The sequence below is a fragment of the Pseudoalteromonas sp. SG43-7 genome, assembly GCF_014164295.1.
Classification (GTDB): domain Bacteria; phylum Pseudomonadota; class Gammaproteobacteria; order Enterobacterales; family Alteromonadaceae; genus Pseudoalteromonas; species Pseudoalteromonas rhizosphaerae.
Genome location: NZ_JACJEY010000023.1, coordinates 15,355 through 38,395, shown reverse-complemented (window position 1 = coordinate 38,395; position 23,041 = coordinate 15,355). Strand labels below are relative to the sequence as shown.

Below are 23,041 nucleotides of genomic sequence, written 5' to 3'. Positions count from 1 at the left end.
ACATGAGCGACTTTCTTGAATTAACAGACCAATTAAGAGCATCGGTTGAGCAACTCAACCAAGTACTGCAAGGCGATGAAAACACAACAGTAACGATAAATGGTGAAGAAAAGCCAAGTATAAATAAGCTTATCATTGATACACTTAATTCAGTTGTTCAACTGGTTACAGACGCAGCAGCTGATATTGATGCGGTGAAATATGAAACGACTGCAGCGGGCATTGCTGCGACAACCAACGGTCAGTTTTTTAGTGTTGTTAGTGCTGATGATGATGCGTTTTTGAAGTTATATAAAAATAACGCGGGCGTAGCTGAGTTCTCTAAAAAATATCCAAATGACAAAGCACTGGATGCGTTATATAGCACTATTGTTGATGAATTTTTTGTAAATTATGTTGCTGCTGGTGATTTTATTGGCGGCTCACCCGAAATGCGCTCTAATTCAATCGGTCCACCTTCAGCTTTTGTTAATTTAGATAATCAGCAAGACTTAATAGAGCGTGGTTATCGTAAAGGCATTCGCTGGAAATTAGGTAATGATTTTGCAAGAGCGTATACGGGCATCGATATAAACAACAAGTATATTGCTGGTTGTGTGCTTATTTACTCTGAAAACCCCGTCAACTTACCAGACGCAGGGAATGTTATACTTTCTGAAGATGGCAGCGGGACATTGTCAGTATTAACCGAGAATATAATCGGGTTTATGCAATTAACTCCGCAACTTGTTTTAGCATATGAGTATGGTCGTGTTGATCAAGTTGGCGCCGCTAACATTTTAGTTGGCTCATCAACAGCACCAACTGATAACACTCGTTTCGCTACAGGATTTTTTGCAACACATAAAGACATCCCATTCGATATAAAAGCGTTACTTTCTCAAGTACTGATTAAAGATAAACTTCGCTTAGACAGCTATAAAGTGTCTCAAAGCCAAGGCTTTTCAACCCCTGATGATATTAATAATGCGCTAACCGCTTACGGGAGTAATGGGCTGCCAAGCGCATTGAATAATAATTTTAAGAAGCCCTTTGCAAATGAATTTGTTGAAGGAGACTTTATAGCAGGTGTTCCTCAGATTAGATCAGGTTCTAAGGTTGCTGATTTAGCACATATCACCGATTTTAAAACCCGTGGTTTATCTAAGGGATTAAATTTGAGAACAACTGGTAATGAATTTGTTCTTACTCATGATATTGATGAATTAAATGGTCAGTATGTATTAGGTGCTTTTTATATTCACAGTGAAGATGAGGAATTTCCTGTTAGTTCATTTGTATATTCATCAACTGCAGGAGGCTCGTTAAAAGCACTAAGCTCGCCTGGTTATACGTTAGTTCCAATTAATGATAAATTTAAGCTGTTGCTGTACAAGGGGCAGGTTAATGATAATGAAGCTGTAAATCTTGTTATAGGAACAACCCATCAACCAGTTAGCCCTTTACTTTACACAAGTGGTTATTACTTAATTACTGACAAAGAAGAAATTAGCTTCGCTGATGCGATAAATAATATTTTTATTACTGATAAGTGCCGTCAACAAATTGCAACAAATAAAATAGTAGAAAAACCAAATCTAGTATTGAATGGTGAAGATGAAGATTCATACTTAATTGGTTATCAAGGAAATAATGAAATTAAACGGGTTGTTAGACCATACCCTAATGCTGACGACTTCTCACAAGTTAAAGTGTTTAATTTTAATGGTGATTATATCAATGAGCAGGTTGTTAAAACAGGGAGTGATGATGTAGCACCGCAACGAGCAATGGACACAACAATTGGTGCTAATCATGGCTATTCTATGGGCAAATACTCTGCTAATGACCATGGTAAAACGGATGCTGATATTGGCAGTATTTATGCCATAGGCGCTGAAAAGTTCGTGATCGTTGGTATAAATGATTCAAATAGCTTGTGGATAGCTCATCAGTTTAATAATTCAACAAATGCGTTAATTAGCGGTGTATTTAATCATTTATCAGGTGGGGCGGATACGAGTTCATTTAATGGTGCGTACCAATCGTATAGTAATCTTAGACCTGCCTTTCAAAATAGAAAAATAACAGTTTTAGCTGACGGTAAAAAAGTAGACATTGGAAATCACAACTTTAAAACGAATGTAAAATTTATCGAAAGCTACGATGTGTTGAGCCGAGATGAATTAATTTCGTGGTTCATTGAAGATAGAGATGCAAACGATTTTACGCCATCAGGTCGTGAAGCGTCATATACAGTAAGCATGGTGTATGAGTTTGACCAATATGCAAACTGTACTATTTATTCTGATATTGTATTTTTAAAAGCAATTAATGTTCAAGATTTAATGTTTTTGCAAGCTATGCGCCAAGAACTAGATCGATACTACATACCAAAAGCAGCACCTTTTAATCAGCAGAGTACTGATTTTGATTATGCGATGATCGAACCCGCGAGAAAAACATCAAGTAACGGCCTAAGCTCGATATACATAGATGCAGCAAAAATGGCTGAAAATAAAATAGTGGATCGTTATATCGGTTTGAATGATGACTCAGCAACAGCATTTGCCATGGGTTATTTGCCGATAAAATCTGCATCACCCGATATCAGAAAGCCAAACACAACAGACAAAGCGTGGGAGATCAGAGGGAATTCAGACAAGATGTACCCGCGTGTTGTTGATAGAGAAAACTTTGTAGCTTCAGTTGGCGAGTGCTACAGCATTATTGGTTATCGAAATGTATTCAAACGCGAAAGTGGTGTCACTGCTAAATATCCAGTTAAAAGCTCATCGGGCGATTATTACTATTTAGATTGGCATGATATATCAGCTGCACAACGCATTGAATTACCCAACGAGTACCACGGCCGTGAATTAGAGATTATTGAGCAGCTGAATGTCACACTGCACACTGAGCTGGTAACTGACTCAATATCAGTTAGCATTGATTGTGTTGGTAGTTATGCATATTTAGTTTTTAAAACTAAATAAACTGGAGCAAGGATATGTCCCAAGTACTCCAACGGGTTTACGCCAGCGCTCCTACTAACGACCTGCCGATCCATACATTGGAACTGCAAGCTGATTCGTTTGGGGTTATCAGACTCTGTAATGGGTTTGATAACGTTAATGCTGGCATTGAGGGGGGCGAAATTGTACTTTTTGAAGCGAGCGGGATGGGGGTTTCGCTCCCATCTCGCGCTGTTAAAGGCCGCCAAGATTTACAGTTTCAGCTTGATAATGTATCAGGTGAAGCGCTAGCAAAAATTGATATTGCTAAAGAAGCTGGCGATAAGATTAAAGTGATATACCGCGTTTACACAGCAAGTGACTTAACTGAACCCGCCGAGCCTCCAGTTGAAATGACCGCTGTTAGTGTACAAGCTACAGCAATGCGGGTGAATGTAGTTGCATCATTTAATGACTTGGTTAACAGAGCATGGCCAAGAGACCGCTATACACCAGATGTTGCACCTGGTTTAAAGTACTTTAGTTAATTAATACTATGAAACATATTAACGATTACCTTAATGTACCGTATGTCGATGGTGGTCGAGATATGACTGGGCTTGATTGTTGGGGCCAGCCACGCCTTGTGCTTCACAACGTATACGGAAAGCCTTTATTTAAGTCGTTTGGCCATGTTAGTCCTGATGATAAAAACAACCTCACTAACTCATACAGACAAATAGTTGATCAATTTAAACCTTGCTCAGCTAAAGAGCAGGCTATTGCGTGTGGTTTTAGAGGGGGAAACTTAATACATATGGGGTTATGTGTACTTACTGATGGCCAACTACAAATACTGCATACATCACGCAAAAAAGGGCCATCTATTATAAAAGTATCTGATTTCTACAAGCTATTTTTTGAGGTTAAATTCTATGAGTACACAGGTTGAAATTAAGGTTTACCCAAACAAGCTTGATGATAGTTTGTATGAGTCATGCACTGGTCTAGTTGGTCAAACAGTAAACTCATGGTTAAAGGCAAACGTGCCAGCATATGCAGAGCTAGAGCAGCCTCTATTTAGTGTAAATATAAATAACAGACATGTACTTCCTTGTGAATGGGATACGTGCACTTTTAAGCACAATGACAACATAAAATTTATTGTTGAATCGAAAGACCCTGCCACAATTGCGTATGCGGTTATTGCTGTTATCGCAATCGGTGTTGCTATCTATGCGACTAACCAAATACCTGATAATTACAACTCCACTGTGCCAGACGGCAGCAGTATTTATGATGTTAATACACAAGGTAATAAGCCTCGCTTAATGGGGGTTATTCCAGAGATAGCTGGTCGACATTTAATCTTTCCCGATTACCTTACTATGCCACGACGTGAGTACATTAATAACGAGCAATGGCTTTACCTTATGTTATGTGTAGGTAAGGGGGAGTATGAAGTTTTAGATGATGAAGTATTCATTGGTAATACACCTGTTACAGGTAAACCTAATGATGTTGATTATCAAATTTTTGGACCAGGTGAAGATGTTACTGTGCATGAGGCTCATCGCAATGTTTATACTTCTAGTGAAGTTGGCTCTACGGCAGGAAGTACGGGGATAGAATTAAAAGGCCGTGTAACAAACACTGGTGGTTTGAATGGTCGATATATATGGTCATTTGAAGGTAATAAATTAGTAGTTCATCGCGAAGATTTTGAGCCGGAAGTTGGCACTATTAGATATAAAACAACGCCTCCTTTTTCCGTTGGTGAAACACTTAAAATAGAAGGATCGTTAAGTGGTCAAAATGATGGGTACTTTGAATTGCTTAATGCTAGTACATCAGGCAGTGAAGTAAATAAAGTCGATGGTCAAAATCAGGATGATCCTAGTTGGAGTTCGTTTGTCACTGAGCTTAATTCAAACGCCAATGTATTAGTTGAAGGTGGTGGCGGGGATGGCCAGTTTAACGGCCCTTTTTTTGCGTGCCCAGCTGGTGAGAAAACTCAGAAAATATGGGTTGATTTTACATTGCCTCAGGGGTTGGGTGAGCTCGATGATGAAGGTGATTTTCTAAGCCGTTCAGTAACTGTAAGAATCGAATATCGTGACGAAGGCGCTCAAGAGTGGTCTTTTGTTGAGGAAACATATAGTAATTCAACTAACGATCAACTGGGCAGAACCTTACCTATCGAGCTACCCACTAAAATTAGACCTGAAGTACGTATTAAGCGTGTTACTGCTGCAAACGATGATACGCGTATTAAAGATGAAATTTACTGGACGTCTTTAAAAGCTGAACTTGATAGTGCAACTAGCTATGAAGATATGACAACAATTGCAGTTAAAATTCGTGGTACCAATGCACTTGCTGGCTCTGCGGAGAATAAGTTTAATTTAATTGGTACTCGTATTTTGCCTGTATATGAAAATGGTGCATGGAGCGAGCCACGGCCTACTACCGACATTGCTCCATTCTTTACTCACGTTATTAAAAGCTCAGGACACAGTGATAGCAAGATTGGTTTAGATGAAATTAATACACTGCATCCGGTTTGGCATAATCGCGGCGATGAATTTAACGCTGTGTTTGATAGTGGTAGTACTATGTTTGAAGTACTAAAGCGTGTGCTAGCGGTTGGGTTTGCAGAGCCCACTATTGATTATGGCCGTATCATTCCTGTAAGAGATCAGCAACGCTCTGTGTTCCAACATATGTACCAACCAGATAACTATATCGGACTTTTAGAGCGCACCATTACGCTGATTGATGATGATGAACATGACGGTGTTGAGGTCGAATACTTCTCTCCAATCACATGGAAGTCAGAAACGATTTTATGTTTATTACCTGGTGACTTAGGTGTTAACCCTGAAAAAATAAGAGCGTTTGGTATTACCAATAGAGATAAAGCATATCAATTCGGCATGCGTAAGCGCCGAGCCCGCCGCTATCGCAGAACAAGCTTTACCTTTAAAACTGAGATGGATGCATTAAACTCTCGTTACTTAGATTACTGCGCATTAGCAGATGACATACCAGGATATGAACAGACAGGACGGGTTGAATATATAGTAGGGCGCTCTGTGTATGTTGACGCTATATTAAAGTGGCAAAGCGGACAATCACACATCTTAGCGCTAAGAAAGCCTGACGGTACTTTATCTGGCCCTTACACTGCGACTATCGGCTCATCAAGCAATGAAGTTATAATTGATAGTGACATAGACTTTGCACCAGTGTTTGATGGTTCAATTGAACCACCTTTATATATGTTCGGGATTACAAACAAGTGGTGTAATGCTGTGCTGATAAGAGATATCAAGCCATCGTCAGTTGATAAAGTTAATGTTACTGCAGAGCTGTACGATGATAGAGTTTATCTTGACGATAATAGTTTAGCGCCTACTTAACATAATAAATATTCAGCCAATCAGCAGACAAAATTAAAGCAGCTTAAAGTCTGCTTTTTACTTTCATATACTCAAACAACCTTTAAAATACTTAAACACTTAGTTTTCGCAGTTTTCGTGAAATTGCAGCGTCAATTTTCGCGGCTTGCATCATCTGTAGGAAAGCTAATGGCTTCGAGCCGTCAGCAGCGCAGTGTTAACCTTCGACATGCGTTCACTGCCATTTTCTAATCTTGAAAACTAGCGCCCTTTATAGTTAAAAGCCAAACTACAGCGCAGCATACCGACTTTTTTGTGTATGATAGAAATTGAACTAGTTTCAAGATACTAATGTTGCAACGTTTTTATAAAATCAATAATGAGAGAAATAATGTCTGATACAAATTTGCCACAGCATTCTATTTTCGATGACTTTATTGCATCGGTTTGTCATGAGCATGTGGAAATTTTATATAAAGACGATGATATTTTATTGATCAATAAACCCAGTGGCTTACTGAGTTTATCTGGTAAAAATCCGGCCAATTGGGATTCTGTGCATTATCGTTTAGTGAATGGGCAGCCAGGTCTGACTGCCGCATTTCCGACAGCTAAATTGCCGCATCGATTAGACTATGGTACTTCAGGTATTATGATTGTAGGCCTTAACTCTGAATCAACTAAGCTCCTTAATAAGCAGTTTCAATCAGGGACAATAAAAAAACACTATATAGCCATGTTGGATGGCTGGTTATTAAATGACGTAGGTCAAATAAACGCTGCAATAGTCAAAGATAAATTACTCTTTCCATTAGTTAAAATTTGTAATGTGACGGGTAAGTCTGCCGTCAGTGACTATTTAGTATTACAGCGCTTAACATCACCGCCGCGTACTTTAGTGCAATTTACCCCTGTGACGGGGCGTACACATCAATTACGTATTCACAGTCAGAGCATTGGGCACCCAATTATTGGCTGTGATCTGTATAAAAACCAACATAGCCAACAACTGGCTGAGCGCTTACAATTACATGCCAGCGATCTGTTTTTTGTACACCCTCGAAGCTTCAAGCAAACGCACCTACATTGCCCACAGCCATTTTGATTGTAAGAAAAAACAACTTAACTTCCGTGTTTATCTTGCTATAGCTTACTTTTTTGCTCTTTTGACTTGAAGTTAACAAACCGCGCCCCATATTAAGTGCATAACGCAGACACTTTGCAAATTGGAGATATATAAATGACTGCAGCACAAAAAGAAACATTAGGCTTTCAAACAGAAGTTAAACAACTATTAAACTTAATGATTCACTCACTTTATTCTAATAAAGAAATTTTCTTACGTGAGCTTGTGTCAAATGCCTCTGACGCGGCTGATAAATTACGCTTTTTAGCACTTTCAAATGGTGAACTATACCAAGGTGACGCAGACTTACGTGTACGTATCAGTGCCGATAAAGAAAAAAATACCGTAACTATTTCTGATAACGGTATTGGTATGACTCGTGATGAAGTGATCAGCTCGTTAGGTACGATTGCTAAATCGGGCACCGCTGAGTTCTTCAAAAACTTAACTGGCGACCAAAGCAAAGATTCGCAACTGATTGGTCAGTTCGGTGTTGGTTTTTACTCTGCATTTATAGTTGCAGACTTAGTGACTGTTCGTACTCGCAAAGCCGGTGAAGAAAAAGGCGTTGAATGGCAATCACAAGGTGAGGGCGAATACACGCTAGAAGAAATTGAAAAAGCAGGCCGTGGTACTGAAATTACTTTACACCTTCGTGAAGATGAAAAAGAGTTTGCTGATGAATGGCGCCTACGTAGTATTGTAACTAAGTACTCGGATCATATTTCAACACCAGTACAAATGTACAAAGCCGAAGTGCCTGAGTCAGAAGGTGAAGATGGCGAGAAAATTCCAGCCGTACCTGGTGAGTGGGAAAGCATTAACCGCGCCACAGCAATGTGGACGCGTGATAAATCAGAGCTATCTGATGATGAATATAAAGAATTTTATAAGCATGTAAGCCATGATTGGGAAGATCCACTGAGCTGGGCTCACAACAAAGTTGAAGGTAAAACTGAATACACAAGCTTACTGTATATTCCTAAAAAAGCACCATTTGATTTATGGAATCGTGACCGTCAAAGTGGCTTAAAGCTGTATGTACAACGTGTATTTGTAATGGATGATGCTGAGCAATTTATGCCTAGCTACTTACGCTTTGTAAAAGGTTTACTTGATTCAAACGATTTACCGCTAAACGTATCGCGTGAAATTTTACAAGATAACAAAGTAACGCAAGCAATCCGCAAAGGTTGTACGTCACGTACCTTAAAACTGCTTGAGCGTATGGCGAAAAATAAAGCCGACGATTACCAAGTATTTTGGAATGAATTTGGTCAAGTGATCAAAGAAGGTCCAGCAGAAGATGCAGCGAATAAAGAAGCGATTGCTAAGTTACTGCGTTTCTCATCAACACATACTGATGAAGAAGCACAAAACGTTTCATTAGAGCAATACGTTGAGCGTATGAATGAAGGCCAAGACGCGATTTACTACGTTGTTGCGGATTCATTCACTGCGGCGAAAAGCTCTCCACATCTAGAGATCTTCCGTAAGAAAGGTATCGAAGTACTGTTGATGAGTGACCGTGTTGATGAGTGGATGATGAGCCACTTAACCGAGTTTGCTGAAAAACCATTTAAGTCAATTACCCGTGGTGACCTAGACTTAGGTAGCTTAGATGATGAAGAGACCAAAAAAGCGCAAGAAGAGTCTGAAAAAGAAGTTGCAGGCTTAGTTGAGCGCATCAAAACAGCACTTGGCGATAATGTTAAAGATGTACGCTTTACGCATCGTTTAACTGACTCACCAGCCTGTGTGGTCGCTGATGACAACGACATGAGCTCACAAATGCAAAAGCTAATGGAATCAGTAGGTCAAGCTGCTCCAGAAGCAAAACCAATTTTTGAGCTTAACCCTGAGCATCAACTTGTTAAGCATTTAAATGTTGAACAAGACGAAGACAAATTTGCACAGTGGTCACATGTACTGCTTGATCAAGCCTTGCTTGCAGAGCGCGGTACATTAAAAGATCCAGCAGGTTTTGTGACTCGCTTAAATAAATTAATGTTAGATTTGAGTAAGTAATTGCTCAAAAACTAACATTTTAATAAAAAGGGAACTTCGGTTCCCTTTTTTTATGATCTCAACGTAGTCAATTGGTATAAGTTGCTTGAGTATCTGCGGCGCTTATGGAAGAATTCAAGCTTTATAATAAATCATACTGATATGCTTTTTGTAAAATCAGTATCAAACGAGGACAATGATATGCGCATTATTCTTTTGGGCGCGCCGGGTGCAGGTAAAGGCACTCAAGCTCAGTTTTTGATGGATAAGTACGGTATTCCACAAATTTCAACTGGTGATATGTTACGTGCTGCAATTAAAGAAGGCACACCACTGGGTCTTGAAGCGAAAAAAGTAATGGATGCAGGTCAGTTAATTTCTGATGACATCATCATAGGTCTTGTTAAAGAGCGTATTACTAAAGCTGATTGTGAAAAAGGTTTTTTACTAGACGGTTTCCCACGTACCATCCCACAAGCTGATGCAATGAAAGAAAATGGCGTAGTTGTTGATCACGTTATTGAGTTTGATGTGGCTGATGAAATTATTGTTGACCGCATGGGAGGACGTCGCGTTCATCCTGGTTCCGGCCGTGTTTATCACGTAGTTTACAATCCGCCAAAAGTGGAAGGTAAAGACGACGTAACAGGTGAAGATCTGATCATACGTGCTGATGACACAGAAGAAACAGTACGTAAACGTTTAGGTATTTACCATGAGCAAACAATGCCATTGGTTGATTATTACCAAGCGGAAGCTAAAGCGGGTAATACGCAGTATCATCGTTTAGACGGTACCCAAGCTGTTGAAGCTGTTAATCAGCAACTTGCTGAATTATTGGGTTGATAATTCAATCAATAAAAAAACCGCCGATTGGCGGTTTTTTTATGACTGTTATTTGCAAGATTACAACGCGGTTAAAGCACTTATAACAGGGTCATATTTTGGTTCAGTTGATAAATCGGCTACCAACTGTTTATAAACAATTTTATGACTTGCATCTAATACGAACACAGCTCGGGTAAGCAGGCCCATATCTTTGATGATCAGACCATAGTTTTGACCAAAGTCACGCCATACTGAATCAGATAAGGCAGTAATTTTATCTATGTTCTCGGCTTTGCAAAAACGTTTTTGTGCAAACGGTAAATCAGCACTAATGGTGAGCATGGCTATATTTGGAAATTGCGATGCAACCTTTTCGTTAAAATGCTTGGTTTGAATGCTACAAACACCAGTATCAAGACTTGGAACAACGCTGATTAAAACGGCTTTACCTTGGTAATCGGCTAAAGTAATTGGCGTGAATGAGCCATCAACCACTTTAAAATCTGGTGCTTTATCGCCTAGTTTTACACCTTGTCCTAATAAAGTGATTGGCTTAGATTGTGCTGATACTTTTCCCGCATCAAGCGTATTTTCGGTCATATCGGCGGCAAAAGCCATTGAACAAAAGGCACTTAAAGCAAAAGTGAGTGAACGGAGCATAAGGTATTTCCTTTAGAGTTAACGCAATTAGGCTGAGTGTATTATAATCATTCATGGACACCAAGAGTTTAATGCAATTTAAAATTGTAATGCATGGTTACATTGATTAACATAAAGCAGTGGTAAATGTTTACATTTTTAATAATAAAAATAAAAGCAATCAGAGAGAGACTATGTCAACATCGGTACTAATTTGTGATGATTCTAAGCTTGCGCGCCGTCAGTTAGCTCGTTCGTTGCCCGATGATTGGGATATTAAAGTTGAGTTTGCTGAAGATGGCGTGCATTGTATTGAGCAAATTAAAGCGTTAAGCCCGGAAATCTTATTCCTCGATTTAAATATGCCGCAAATGGATGGCTACGAAGTACTGCAAGCAATTCAAGAGCAAAACTTGGATATACTAACCGTTGTTGTCTCTGGCGATATTCAGCCGAATGCGCATCAACGGGTGCTCGAACTTGGCGCGATAGACTTTATTCAAAAACCATGTGATGCCCAAAAGCTTGCCGACATTATCGAACACCATGGAATTAAAGATAAAGCAATGCGCGAGCGGCTCTCACACCGCTTAGGTGAGCAAGTTGACCCAGATGTTAGGGATATATACCAAGAGCTGACTAACGTGGCAATGGGTCAGGCAGGAGACTTATTAGCACGGCTATTAAATGTATTTGTTGAACTGCCTATTCCTAATGTCAATATTCTCGAAGTTAATGAACTTGATATGGCGCTGCGCTCAATTGATGCTAATGCAACAACCTCAGGCGTATGCCAAGGTTTTATTGGTGGTGGTGTATCCGGTGAGGCATTGTTGCTTCTAAATGATTCTAGCTTTAAAGAAATTGCGTCCTTGATGAACTATCAAGGGGAGCTCAATAAGAAAATTGAGCTGGAGTTATTAATGGATATTAGTAATATCCTGATAGGTGCAATCTTAACTGGATTATCTCGCCAATTAGACATGACCTTTAGCCAAGGACACCCAGTGGTGTTAGGGCAACATTGTGATGTGTCTGATTTAGTTAAAGCAAACAAATCACGCTGGCAACGTACTCTGGCAATAGAAATTAGCTATGGTATTGAGAACCACAATATTAACTGTGACTTGATGCTGTTATTTACCGAAGACTCACTAAAAACTTTGAAATACAAAGTTGCTTACCTATTAGAAGACTAACATTATGCCTGCTGCTGATTTTAATATGAATGAAATCCATTGGTTAATGGATATGTTTAATACCGTAGATGTTGGTTTAGTGGTATTAGATAGGGACTATAAAGTGTGTATTTGGAATGGTTTTATGGAAAACCATTCGGGTATGTTACCCAGCGCAGTAAAAGATAAAGATTTATTTGATTTATTTCCATCAATTGATGAAAAGTGGTTTCGCAGTAAGTCAGAGTCTGTGTTTATTTTGAAAAATCGCTCATTTACTATTTGGGAACAGCAGCCATACATTTTCCGCTTTAAAAATTACCGTCCAATCACGGGTAAAGCAGACCATATGTTTCAAAACGCGACATTTATTCCTCTGTCAAATACGATGGGAGAAGTTGGCCATATTTGTATCATTCTTTATGATGTAACTGATATGGCGGTGAATAAAAAAGAGCTCGAAGAAGTAAATCGTAAACTTGAACAAATGAGTCAAACAGACGCACTAACAAAATTGACTAATCGAGGTCATTGGGAAGATACCCTACGCAAAGAATTTCTTAGGATCAAACGCAGTGGTGGCACAAGTACTTTATTGATGTTTGATATCGATCACTTTAAAAAAGTAAATGATGAACATGGCCATCGTTGTGGCGATGAAGCACTGCGTAACATTGCTGATTTACTGCGTAAAACATTGCGTGAAACAGACATTGCAGGTCGTTATGGCGGCGAAGAATTTGCGGTAACGCTGTTGGACACGGATCGCAAAGGTGCTGAGATATTTGCTGAGCGTTTGCGTAGTTTAATTGAAAATTCATCTTTTTACTTTGGCGAACAACAAATTAAAATGACGGTAAGTGTTGGTTTTGCCTGTTTTCAAGATGAATTTGAGCGCTATGAAAAATGGATTGAAGCGGCAGATAAAGCTCTTTACTTTTCAAAAGAAAATGGCAGAAACTGTATCACGGCGTATAAAGATTTGAGTTAATCTTGATGAGTATAAAAAGCCTTTAAGGCACAATAGTAAAAGGTTTAACTAGCCAAACTAGGTTGCTTTTAATAGGCATAAAAAATGACGCAAAATGCGTCATTTTTTATATTATCACTAGCAATTATCTAACATTCAGGAGGTAAAATAAGCAAGTCTGTTTTTAGTAACCGCATAACTTTTTCAGCGGTATTGCCAATTAACTTACCTTTTATACCTATGTTGCCTACTGAGCCCATGATCACAAGACCTGCATTAAGCTTAGCTGCAATACTTGGGATCACTTGCTCGGCTAAGCCCGCTTTTATGTGAAGGTTATTTTTAAGATCGTGCTCAAGAATTAAATTACGTTGAATGACAGGTAGTTTCTCAAAAGCATTCAGTACTTGTTCGTCTGAAAATACAATGCCTAAGTCTCTTAAAATTGGGGAAACATGAACGGTATAACAAGTATAAAACTGACAGTCATAATGCTTGGAATAAGCTAAACCAGTTTCAATCATATCTTTGTTTAGTTTGTATTTAGTGGCTTTTTCGCTACCTAAATCAAGTGCAGCTAACACATTGGTGTTATTGCGCCAGGTATTATCCGCAGCTAAATAAAGTGGTAGTGGGGTAAAGCGGATCAACTGCCAGTCAAGTTCACTAAATTGACAATGTTCGTCAATATGGCGCGTTTTTATCACCATCTCATAGTTTTCAAAGTCACTCTCATTGGCTAACCATTGCTCGGGCGCTTCATGCCAAATAATATTTAATGAATAATCTGATTCTGACAATTCGCTTTCAAGTAGTGGTACTAATTCTTTTTTGAGAGTAGCCAACCTTGTTTCTTGAATTACTTGCAATTGTTCAGCTGGCGGCGAGAACAAAATATTACCAGCACTTTCATAGGCAAAGGCGACAATATCAATATGTTTTTGCTTACCAATTGCTTTGTGTTTCGCGTGCAAAATAGCAGTACGTGCAAATTCTACTGAATCAATTAGTACGAGAAGCTTTTTATCCATTCTATTCACTCTGTTGTATGGCGTGAATCATCTGATGGACATTGCCCGAGTATATTCAATTCGCCAGAGGTTGACTCTTGTTCCAGTTTTACCTTAAAGCCCCATAGTCTGTAAAGGTGTTTTAATACCTCATGGTGAGACTTTGCCAGTGGAATATCCTGATGTGGCACGTAGCGCAAGGTTAAAGAGCGATCACCTCTAATATCAACATCATAGATCTGAATATTGGGTTCGTGATTACTGAGGTTATATTGTGCTGAGAGCGCAGTCCGTACCGCGTGATAGCCGCTTTCATCGTGGATCGCACCAACTTGTAGATTCGGATCTTTTTCGTGATCGATAATAGTGAATAATTTAAAGTCACGGATAAGTTTGGGTGATAAAAATTGACTAATAAAACTTTCGTCTTTAAAGTTTTCCATTGCAAAGTGCAGCGTATCTAACCAGTTGCTCCCGGCATATTCTGGAAACCACTGTTTATCTTCTTCGGTAGGGTTTTCACAAATACGGCGGATATCCACCATCATATTAAAACCCAGCGCATAAGGGTTAATACCCGAATAATAATTACTATTGTAAGGGGGCTGATACACAACATTAGTATGACTTTGTAAAAACTCTAACATGAATGAGTCAGTGAGTTTCCCTTCATCATATAAGTGATTCAAAATAGTATAATGCCAAAACGTTGCCCAGCCTTCATTCATTACTTGGGTTTGCTTTTGAGGATAAAAATATTGTGAGATTTTACGCACAATACGAATTATTTCTCGTTGCCAAGATTCCAGTAATGGCGCATTTTTTTCTATAAAATACAAAATATTTTCTTGTGGCTCTGAAGGAAAATGACGCTCGTGTTTTTTAGTTTCCTGTTGATGTGAAGGTATTGTGCGCCAAAGTTCGTTCACTTGTGATTGTAAGTAATCTTCGCGCTCTTGTTGGCGTTTTTGTTCTTCAAATAAAGATATTTGCTGTGGGCGTTTATAACGATCAACACCGTAATTCATAAGTGCATGGCATGAATCGATTAGGTTTTCGACTTCATCAATGCCATGTTTTTCTTCGCAACGAGCAATATAATTTTTTGCAAATAATAGGTAGTCAATAATAGAGCTGGCATCAGTCCATGTTTTAAATAAATAATTACCTTTAAAAAACGAGTTGTGCCCGTAGCAAGCGTGCGCCATCACTAAAGCCTGCATTGGAAGGGTATTTTCTTCCATTAAATAAGCAATACAAGGATTCGAGTTTATGACAATTTCATAAGCCAATCCCATTTGTCCGCGTTTGTAATTTTGCTCAGTTTGAATAAATTTTTTACCATAAGACCAGTGACTATAGCCAATAGGCATACCAACACTGGAATAGGCATCCATCATTTGTTCTGCGGTGATCACTTCAATCTGATTAGGATAAGTATCGAGGCGATAATGTTCAGCAACCCGCGCTATTTCGTCTTGGTATTGTTGTAGTAATTCAAATGTCCAATCTGGCCCATCGCTCATTCGTTTATTGGTCATATAAATACCTCGCTGTACAGCCTAGGCTGCCCCTTGGTGTTGACGGCTCTTCTTGAATAACTCACGGAAAATAGGGTAAATATCTTCAACATTGCGTATATGTTGAATAGCAAAGTTATTATGAGTTTGACAAATATTTTGATACTCACGCCATAGGCTCTGATGGGCGCGGGTAGTGATCTCAATATAAGCGTAATAGCGAATGGTACTGAGCAACTTGTTGCGTAAGATCTCTGAGCATTGGGGAGAGTCATCAGCCCAATTGTCGCCATCTGAGGCTTGTGCTGCATACACATTCCACTCGCCAGCGTTATAACGCTCGGTAATTATCTCATTCATTAACTTCAGTGCGCTGGAGACAATTGTGCCGCCAGTTTCTTGGGAATAGAAAAACTCCTGTTCGTCGACCTCTTTGGCTTGGGTATGATGGCGAATATACACCACTTCAATGTCTTTATAACTGCGGGTCAAAAATTGATAAAGCAAAATATAAAAACGTTTTGCCATATCTTTGGTTGCTTGATCCATCGAGCCCGACACATCCATAATACAAAACATCACCGCTTTACTAGTTGGATGAGGCTGTTTTTCATAGTTACGAAAACGCAAATCGTAATTATCAATAAAGGGCACTGCACTGATGCGTTTTTGTAATGCGGCGATTTCTTGCTCCATTAATGCAATAGCAGCTATATCTGGTTCAGGCTCAGCCATTAATAGGCAAAGCTGTGCTTCAAGCTCTGCTAATTGACGCTTTTTACCCGCGCTCATCGCAACACGCCTTGCAAGTGAGCCCTGAAGTGAACGCACAATATCAATATTACTCGGCATACCATCACTACAAAAACCAGCACGATGAGTTTTCATTTGCACGAGTTTGTCTAACTGGTTTTGCTGTAAATTTGGCAGTTCTAAGTCTTCAAACAGTAAGTCTAGGTACTCATCTTTAGAAATCGAGAAGACAAAGTCATCTTCTCCTTCACCAGAGTCACTCGCTTCACCTTCGCCGGCTCCACCACCTTGGCCACCTTGCGGGCGTTTAATTTTATCACCGGTTGAGAACTGATCGTTACCAGGATGAATTTGTTCTCTATCGCCCCCTTTACCTTGATGAAAAGTAGGTTCACTTATATCCCGTTGCGGAATTGAAATACTCTCACCGCTACTGGAATCAGTGACACTGCGTTTATTTATTGCATCTGACACCGCTTCTTTGATCTGTTTTTTATAGCGCCTGATAAAGCGTTGACGATTTAACGTGCTCTTATTCTTACCGTTCAGGCGACGGTCTATAAAATGCGCCATAAAGACCCCCTAAAAATACACAGCTGCGTGTTATTGCGATTTACGCACGCGTAAATACCACTCTGATAACAAACGAACTTGCTTTTGGGTATATCCTTTTTCCACCATACGATTGACAAAATCTTCATGTTTTTTCTGATCTTCTGCGGATGTTTTCGCATTGAAAGAAATAACGGGTAATAGTTCTTCAGTATTGGAGAACATTTTTTTCTCAATCACAGTGCGCAGTTTTTCATAGCTGGTCCACAATGGATTTTTACCGTTGTTGTGCGCCCGTGCACGCAATACAAAATTAACGATTTCGTTACGGAAATCTTTTGGATTTGAAATGCCGGCTGGTTTTTCAATTTTTTCAAGTTCGGCATTTAATGCTTCGCGGTTGAATAGCTGGCCGGTATCAGGGTCGCGATACTCTTGGTCTTGGATCCAAAAATCAGCATAAGTGACATAGCGGTCAAAAATGTTTTGCCCGTACTCAGAGTAGGACTCTAAATAAGCTGTTTGCAGTTCTTTACCAATAAACTCAACATACTGCGGGATTAAATAGCCTTTCAAGTGGCTTAAGTAGCGTTCTTCAACGTCGGCAGAGAATTGCTCTCGTTCAATTTGTTGCTCTAATACATAAAATAAATGCACTGGGTTTGCCGCTACCTCAAGTGTGTCAAAGTTAAACACGCGCGATAAAATTTTAAATGCAAACCGAGTTGATAGTCCGGTCATGCCTTCATCAACACCGGCATAATCTCGATACTCTTGATACGATTTAGCTTTAGGATCGGTGTCTTTCAAGCTTTCGCCGTCATATACCCGCATTTTTGAGTAGATACTGGAATTTTCGGGATCTTTTAACCGTGATAGCGTGGTAAATTTTGCCAATGTTTCCAGTGTGCCTGGCGCGCAAGGAGCATTATATAATTCACTATGTTCCAATAGCTTGTCGTAGATTTTTACCTCTTCAGATGCACGTAAACAATACGGCACTTTGACGATGTAAACACGGTCTAAAAAGGCTTCATTGTTCTTGTTGTTTTTAAAGGTCTGCCATTCTGATTCGTTTGAATGAGCCAAAATCATGCCATTAAAGGGCAGTGCACTAATACCTTCGGTGCCATTATAATTTCCCTCTTGCGTGGCTGTTAAAAGCGGATGCAATACTTTGATTGGCGCTTTAAACATCTCAACAAATTCCATTAACCCTTGATTTGCAAGACATAATGAACCGGAATAAGCATAAGCATCAGCATCGTTTTGAGCAAAATGTTCTAGTTTGCGAATATCAACTTTACCGACTAAAGCGGAAATATCTTGGTTGTTTTCATCCCCAGGTTCAGTTTTTGCAATAGCAATTTGATTTAAAATAGAGGGGTAGCGTTTTACCACTTTAAACTGGCTAATATCACCATTAAATTCAGATAAGCGCTTAGTGGCCCAGGGTGACATAATGGTTTTTAAGTAACGGGGCTTTATTCCGTATTCTTTTGCCATCAGCTCAGCATCTTCATTAGGATCAAAAAGCGCCAACGGGTGGTCATTGACCGGTGAGCCTTTAATTGAGTAAATAGGCACTTGTTGCATTAAATATTTTAGCTTTTCGGCAATCGATGATTTACCACCGCCTACAGGCCCAAGTAGATAAAGCACTTGTTTACACTCTTCAAGGCCTTGCGCGGCATGTTTTAGGTAAGAAACGATTTGTTCAATCGCATCCTCCATACCGTAAAAATCATTAAAGGCAGGGTAACGTGCTACTACTCTGTTTGAAAATAATCGACTTAACCGTGCATCCTTGGAAGTATCGATCATTTTTGGCTCACCAATGGCCGCTAATAATCGCTCTGGTGCGCTGGCATAAGCCGACTTATCAGTTTTACAAATCTCTAAGAACTCAGCGATACTATACTCTTCTTCTTGTGCCGCTTCGTATCGTGCTTGGTAATGCTCAAAAATACTCATGGAAACCTCCGAAAAACCTGCTTAAACTAGGTGCTTACAAATTAAAAAAGAAGCAAAGGTTATTTAAAGCTTAGTCACGAATTTGATTTTTTGTGCAATAAAATTAAAAATTTATGTTAGAAAACAAAAAAGACGCCGGAGCGTCTTTTAAATTGGGCTTGCTCAGAACGGGCAATCAATTATGCGAAGTTAGCGTTCGCGAATTCCCAGTTAACAAGCGACCAGAATGCTTTTAAGTAGTCTGGACGAACGTTACGGAAATCAATGTAGTAAGCATGTTCCCACAGGTCCACAGTCAGTATCGGTGTTACACCGTCTTGAGTTAGTGGCGTTGCAGCGTTAGAAGTATTAACGATGTCTAAAGAACCATCAGCTAATTTAACTAACCATGTCCAGCTTGAACCAAAGTTGTTTACTGCTTTATCATCAAAAGCTGCTTGGAATGCTTCAAAAGAACCCCATTTAGCATTGATAGCATCTGCAACAGCGCCTGTTGCTTCGCCACCGCCATTTGGAGATAGGCTGTTCCAGTAAAAAGTATGGTTCCAGATCTGTGCTGCATTGTTAAATACGCCACCTTCAGAAGAACATACGATTTCTTCAAGTGATTTACCTTCAAATTCAGTACCTGGGATTAAACCGTTAAGTTTAGTCACATAAGTGTTGTGGTGCTTGCCGTGGTGAAACTCTAATGTTTCTTGTGAAATATGTGGCTCAAGTGCATTAATTGCATATGGTAGTGACGGTAGTTCAAATGCCATTTTTTATCTCCATCTTCTTTTGGTTGATAGTTCAAATAGTAATAGTTAATGCCTGTTCAAACAGGGTAGTTACCTATACCAAATGAGATTATAGTGTTACTATAATTGTTGAGTATTTTACTCAAGTTTTAGCAAACAGCAATGCCAAACAGCAGTGCAAATGCAAGACTATTTCGATTGCGGCTTTATTTGCCCACTTTAAGATACATATATGAGGCTTAATGAAAATTTTTCAAGCCTTAATATGTTCAGCTATCGTCACTTTTGAGGTTGTAGATGGAAACCATTGATAAAATTAAACAGCAGATTTCTGAAAATCCAATTATCCTTTATATGAAAGGATCGCCTAAATTACCAAATTGTGGTTTTTCTTCACAAGCATCTCAAGCATTAATGTCATGCGGTGAACCGTTTGCCTATGTTGATATTTTACTAAATCCTGATATCCGAGCTGAATTACCAGCATATGCCAATTGGCCAACATTTCCACAACTGTGGGTTGATGGCGAATTAATTGGTGGTTGTGACATTATCATTGAAATGTTTCAACGTGGTGAATTACAACCACTGATCACCGAAACAGCAGCTAAATATAAAGAAGCTGACGCTGAGTAACGTTTATCAGCAAATCAACAAAAAGCCGCTTAATTGCGGCTTTTTTGTGATTGTTTGTTAGGACCGTGGGGCAGAATGACATGAACACTAAGCCCACCGTGCTTACGATTGTGTAAGCTAATTTGACCATGATGCGCTTCGACTATTTCACGGCACAATGCTAACCCCAAACCACTACCAGCGACTTTAGTTGAATAAAATGGGATCAATGCATTGGCCATCACTTGCTCACTCATACCTTTACCTTGGTCGTTTACACTGATATGTGTGCCTTTAATATTCTGTGTAACAGTGACACTTATATGTTCGCTTGCAGAGCCTGATTCGTGAGCATTTTTTATTAAGTTGATCAGTAGCTGCTCGACTTGAGTCGGATCAGCCAGTGTATGCACGTCATTACTTATATCGAGCATAAAACACCATTGATTTTGCAGTTGTGTGAGCAACACTTGCCAATTAATTGCGCTTGGCTGAGGAGTGGGCAGTTTGGCAAATTTGCCATAGCCTTGTACAAAGTCGTTTAAATGTTTGATGCGTTCAGAAATGGTAGCAAACACGCGGCTAAGTCTGGGTTCGTCTACTTTTTCACTGAGTAACTGGCCGCTGTGCAGCATTGACGACATGGGACCCAGAGAGTTATTAAGTTCGTGACTAATGATCCGAATGACCTTTTTCCACACCTCCACTTCTTGACGGCTAAGTTCGCGGGTGAGTTGTTTAAAGACATATAAGTAATGGTATTGATTGTTAAGTAATAACTTACCGGTTGATAAATGCCACGCTTGAGATTCTTGGTCTTCAGTATCTAGCGTAAATAAACCATCACTACCGCGCGTTAAAGCATTGTTTAACTGTGGATGAGCATTTTCAAGCAGGTGTGCAAACTGACTCCCTTCAAGCGCTGTTTTGGCATTAAAAAGGTCTCGGGCACTGTAGTTACTATAAACAATAAAGCCTTTATCATTTTTTAAAATAACGGCTTGGGGAGAGCTTTGTAGCACTTTATCAAGCATCAGCTCGCGCTGATAGAGCCATTGTTTCTCTTGGCGTAATTGCTTTGCAGTTTGATTATACAATTGACACAAGCGGCCTAATTCATCGTTACCGTTATAAGCTAGTAAGGTGGCTAATTCACCGTCTTTAAAATTAAGCAAACCAGTTTCAAGTGAGTGTATGCCTTGCACCAGAGTGCGGCTGAGCCGAAAAGATAAATAACTTGCCAGCAGTGATGTGAGCAGCGTTGTTATTAGTAGTGAAGGCCAGCTTAAATGGGTTAACCAGCAGATGAGCCAAACAGGAATAAGTGCAGAGATGTTACATATCAGCACTATTTTACGAGTGAGAGACAGTGCCGGTTTATTTTTTTCCATTAGTAATCAATCTCAAATTTCTGCAAACGGCGGTATAGTGCTTGACGACTTAAACCAAACTGTCTGGCAACTTTTGCGATCACTCCTTGGTGCTGACGCATAGCTTGTTCTAGTTCTACTCTACTGGGTTCTTGTTTAGCAAAGTTAGTGTGCAGCGGTTGCGATTGTAGAGCAAAATCATCGAGGGTAATGTCGCCATTAGGTTTGAGTACGGCTGCGCGTTTACAGGCATTTTCTAGCTCACGAACGTTGCCGGGCCAATTGTGCGCGAGTAATCCTTGCTCTGTTGTAAGCGATAATTCGCGCTCGCCTAAGAAGTGTTTAGCAAGCGCTAAAATGTCATCTGGTCTTTGCGCTAAACTGGGTAAATTTAGCTCAATCACGTTGAGGCGATAATATAAGTCTTCTCTAAATCGACCTGCATGAATAGCCGCTTTTAAATCTTCATTGGTAGCTGAAATAACCCGAACATTTACTTTTTGTGTTTTTGTTGAACCGAGTCGTTCAAACTCACCAGTTTGTAACACGCGCAGTAGTTTCATTTGCCCTGATAATGGCAGGTTACCAATTTCATCTAAAAATAGCGTACCACCATCAGCTGCCTCAAAGCGACCAATTCGCTGTTTGGTGATGCCAGTATAAGCACCCGCTTCAGCGCCAAATAATTCGGCTTCAATTAAATCATGGGGCAGGGCTGCGGCATTGATGGTCAAAAACGGGGCATGGTTTAAGTGAGAATTGGCTTGAATAATTTGTGCAATGCGTTCTTTACCACTGCCATTTGCACCTGTTATTAGCACAGAGACATCTGACTTAGCGACTTGTATTGCCATATTGAGAATTTTATCCATGGCGGTACTTTGATACACTAAACCAACTAGGTTGGCATCGGCTAAACTTGATGTTCGCTCTTGCTGGTGGCGCGCATACATTACATTTTGTTGTTTTGCTTGGCCAAGTTCGATTAAGTTATTAACACAGGTGAGGAGCTTGCTATCGTCCCATGGTTTAGGTAAGTAATCAGCGGCGCCGGCTTTGACTAGCTCTATGGCGCTGGCCAGTTCAGTCCACGCGGTGATCAAAATAATCGGTAAGTGCGGGTTGAGAGCTCTTAGTTGATAAAACAACGCTTTACCTTCTTCGCCAGAGGTGGTGTCATTGCTAAAATTCATATCTTGAATAACCAGCGCGATACGTTGGTATTGCACTATTTGTAAGGCTTCAAGCTGCGTTTTTGCAGTCACAACCTGATAGTCATGAATTTCTAACAGTAATGACAAGGCTTCTAATATGGCAGGGTTGTCATCGACAATAAGTATTTTTTCCATGTGAATTTAATCGCTGTTTTTGTTATCTTTATTTCAAAATGCTACACGGTATTAAACCAGTGTAGCATAGGTTGGG

Annotated in this window: 18 protein-coding genes; 10 read left to right on the top strand and 8 right to left on the bottom strand. The window is 39.7% G+C overall.

From position 1 onward, the window contains the following. Nucleotides 1-2 precede the first annotated feature (2 nt). From H5200_RS12020 to adk, 7 genes are all read left to right on the top strand, one after another. Entirely contained in the window at nt 3-2,975 is a 2,973-nt protein-coding gene (locus H5200_RS12020; RefSeq protein ID WP_182761558.1) for a hypothetical protein, read from the top strand. A 14-nt stretch (nt 2,976-2,989) separates the two neighbouring features. Further along, entirely contained in the window at nt 2,990-3,481 is a 492-nt protein-coding gene (locus H5200_RS12015) for a DUF1833 family protein (protein WP_182761557.1), read from the top strand. An 8-nt stretch (nt 3,482-3,489) separates the two neighbouring features. Then, nucleotides 3,490-3,885 carry a hypothetical protein gene (locus tag H5200_RS12010; RefSeq protein ID WP_182761556.1) on the top strand — a complete coding sequence of 132 codons (396 nt, stop codon included), beginning with the start codon at nt 3,490-3,492 and terminating at the stop codon, nt 3,883-3,885. Next, nucleotides 3,869-6,355 carry a host specificity factor TipJ family phage tail protein gene (locus tag H5200_RS12005; protein ID WP_182761555.1) on the top strand — a complete coding sequence of 829 codons (2,487 nt, stop codon included), beginning with the start codon at nt 3,869-3,871 and terminating at the stop codon, nt 6,353-6,355. The genes H5200_RS12010 and H5200_RS12005 overlap by 17 nt, the downstream gene beginning before the upstream one ends. A gap of 370 nt (nt 6,356-6,725) precedes the next feature. Further along, the gene (locus H5200_RS12000; RefSeq protein WP_182761554.1) at nt 6,726-7,439 is read left to right on the top strand and encodes an RluA family pseudouridine synthase; all 714 of its coding nucleotides are present in this window, start codon (nt 6,726-6,728) and stop codon (nt 7,437-7,439) included. A gap of 135 nt (nt 7,440-7,574) precedes the next feature. Then, complete coding sequence (gene htpG / locus H5200_RS11995; protein ID WP_182719486.1) at nt 7,575-9,488, top strand: molecular chaperone HtpG; 1,914 nt, start codon at nt 7,575-7,577, stop codon at nt 9,486-9,488. Between the two features lie 180 nt (nt 9,489-9,668). Next, entirely contained in the window at nt 9,669-10,313 is a 645-nt protein-coding gene (gene adk / locus H5200_RS11990) for an adenylate kinase (protein WP_149982783.1), read from the top strand. A 60-nt stretch (nt 10,314-10,373) separates the two neighbouring features. Here the strand turns inward: adk and tpx are convergent, their stop codons facing one another. Then, a complete protein-coding gene (gene tpx / locus H5200_RS11985; RefSeq protein WP_149982782.1) occupies nt 10,374-10,955 on the bottom strand; it encodes a thiol peroxidase in 582 nt (193 codons plus the stop codon). Nucleotides 10,956-11,128: 173 nt separating this feature from the next. Between tpx and H5200_RS11980 the strand changes: the two genes are divergently transcribed. Together H5200_RS11980 and H5200_RS11975 are read left to right on the top strand one after the other, a co-directional pair. After that, nucleotides 11,129-12,133: a response regulator gene (locus H5200_RS11980; RefSeq protein WP_149982781.1), complete on the top strand. Its 1,005-nt coding sequence runs from the start codon at nt 11,129-11,131 to the stop codon at nt 12,131-12,133. Nucleotides 12,134-12,137: 4 nt separating this feature from the next. Then, nucleotides 12,138-13,103, top strand: a complete 966-nt coding sequence (locus tag H5200_RS11975) for a diguanylate cyclase (RefSeq protein WP_182719485.1) — start codon at nt 12,138-12,140, stop codon at nt 13,101-13,103. Nucleotides 13,104-13,231: 128 nt separating this feature from the next. Here H5200_RS11975 and H5200_RS11970 read toward each other — a convergent pair whose 3' ends face one another. From H5200_RS11970 to H5200_RS11950, 5 genes are all read right to left on the bottom strand, one after another. Continuing rightward, nucleotides 13,232-14,113, bottom strand: a complete 882-nt coding sequence (locus H5200_RS11970; RefSeq protein ID WP_149982779.1) for a universal stress protein — start codon at nt 14,111-14,113, stop codon at nt 13,232-13,234. A gap of 5 nt (nt 14,114-14,118) precedes the next feature. After that, nucleotides 14,119-15,633, bottom strand: a complete 1,515-nt coding sequence (locus H5200_RS11965; protein ID WP_145242153.1) for a SpoVR family protein — start codon at nt 15,631-15,633, stop codon at nt 14,119-14,121. A 21-nt stretch (nt 15,634-15,654) separates the two neighbouring features. Further along, a complete protein-coding gene (locus H5200_RS11960) occupies nt 15,655-16,938 on the bottom strand; it encodes a YeaH/YhbH family protein (protein WP_145242150.1) in 1,284 nt (427 codons plus the stop codon). A 30-nt stretch (nt 16,939-16,968) separates the two neighbouring features. Next, nucleotides 16,969-18,891, bottom strand: coding sequence for a PrkA family serine protein kinase (locus H5200_RS11955; protein WP_149982777.1), 1,923 nt, complete (start codon nt 18,889-18,891; stop codon nt 16,969-16,971). Between the two features lie 179 nt (nt 18,892-19,070). Next, a complete protein-coding gene (locus H5200_RS11950; RefSeq protein WP_145242146.1) occupies nt 19,071-19,652 on the bottom strand; it encodes a superoxide dismutase in 582 nt (193 codons plus the stop codon). Nucleotides 19,653-19,928: 276 nt separating this feature from the next. Here H5200_RS11950 and H5200_RS11945 point away from each other — a divergent pair, with 276 nt between their 5' ends. Next, nucleotides 19,929-20,267, top strand: a complete 339-nt coding sequence (locus H5200_RS11945; protein WP_064665960.1) for a Grx4 family monothiol glutaredoxin — start codon at nt 19,929-19,931, stop codon at nt 20,265-20,267. Nucleotides 20,268-20,296: 29 nt separating this feature from the next. Here H5200_RS11945 and H5200_RS11940 read toward each other — a convergent pair whose 3' ends face one another. Beyond that, nucleotides 20,297-21,637 (bottom strand): PAS domain-containing sensor histidine kinase, encoded by a 1,341-nt coding sequence (locus H5200_RS11940; RefSeq protein WP_182719483.1) that lies wholly within the window; start codon nt 21,635-21,637, stop codon nt 20,297-20,299. Then, on the bottom strand, nt 21,637-22,965 hold the full coding sequence (locus H5200_RS11935; protein ID WP_182761553.1) for a sigma-54 dependent transcriptional regulator: 1,329 nt from the start codon (nt 22,963-22,965) through the stop codon (nt 21,637-21,639). Before H5200_RS11935 ends, H5200_RS11940 begins: the two co-directional genes overlap by 1 nt. Between the last annotated feature and the right edge of the window lie 76 nt (nt 22,966-23,041).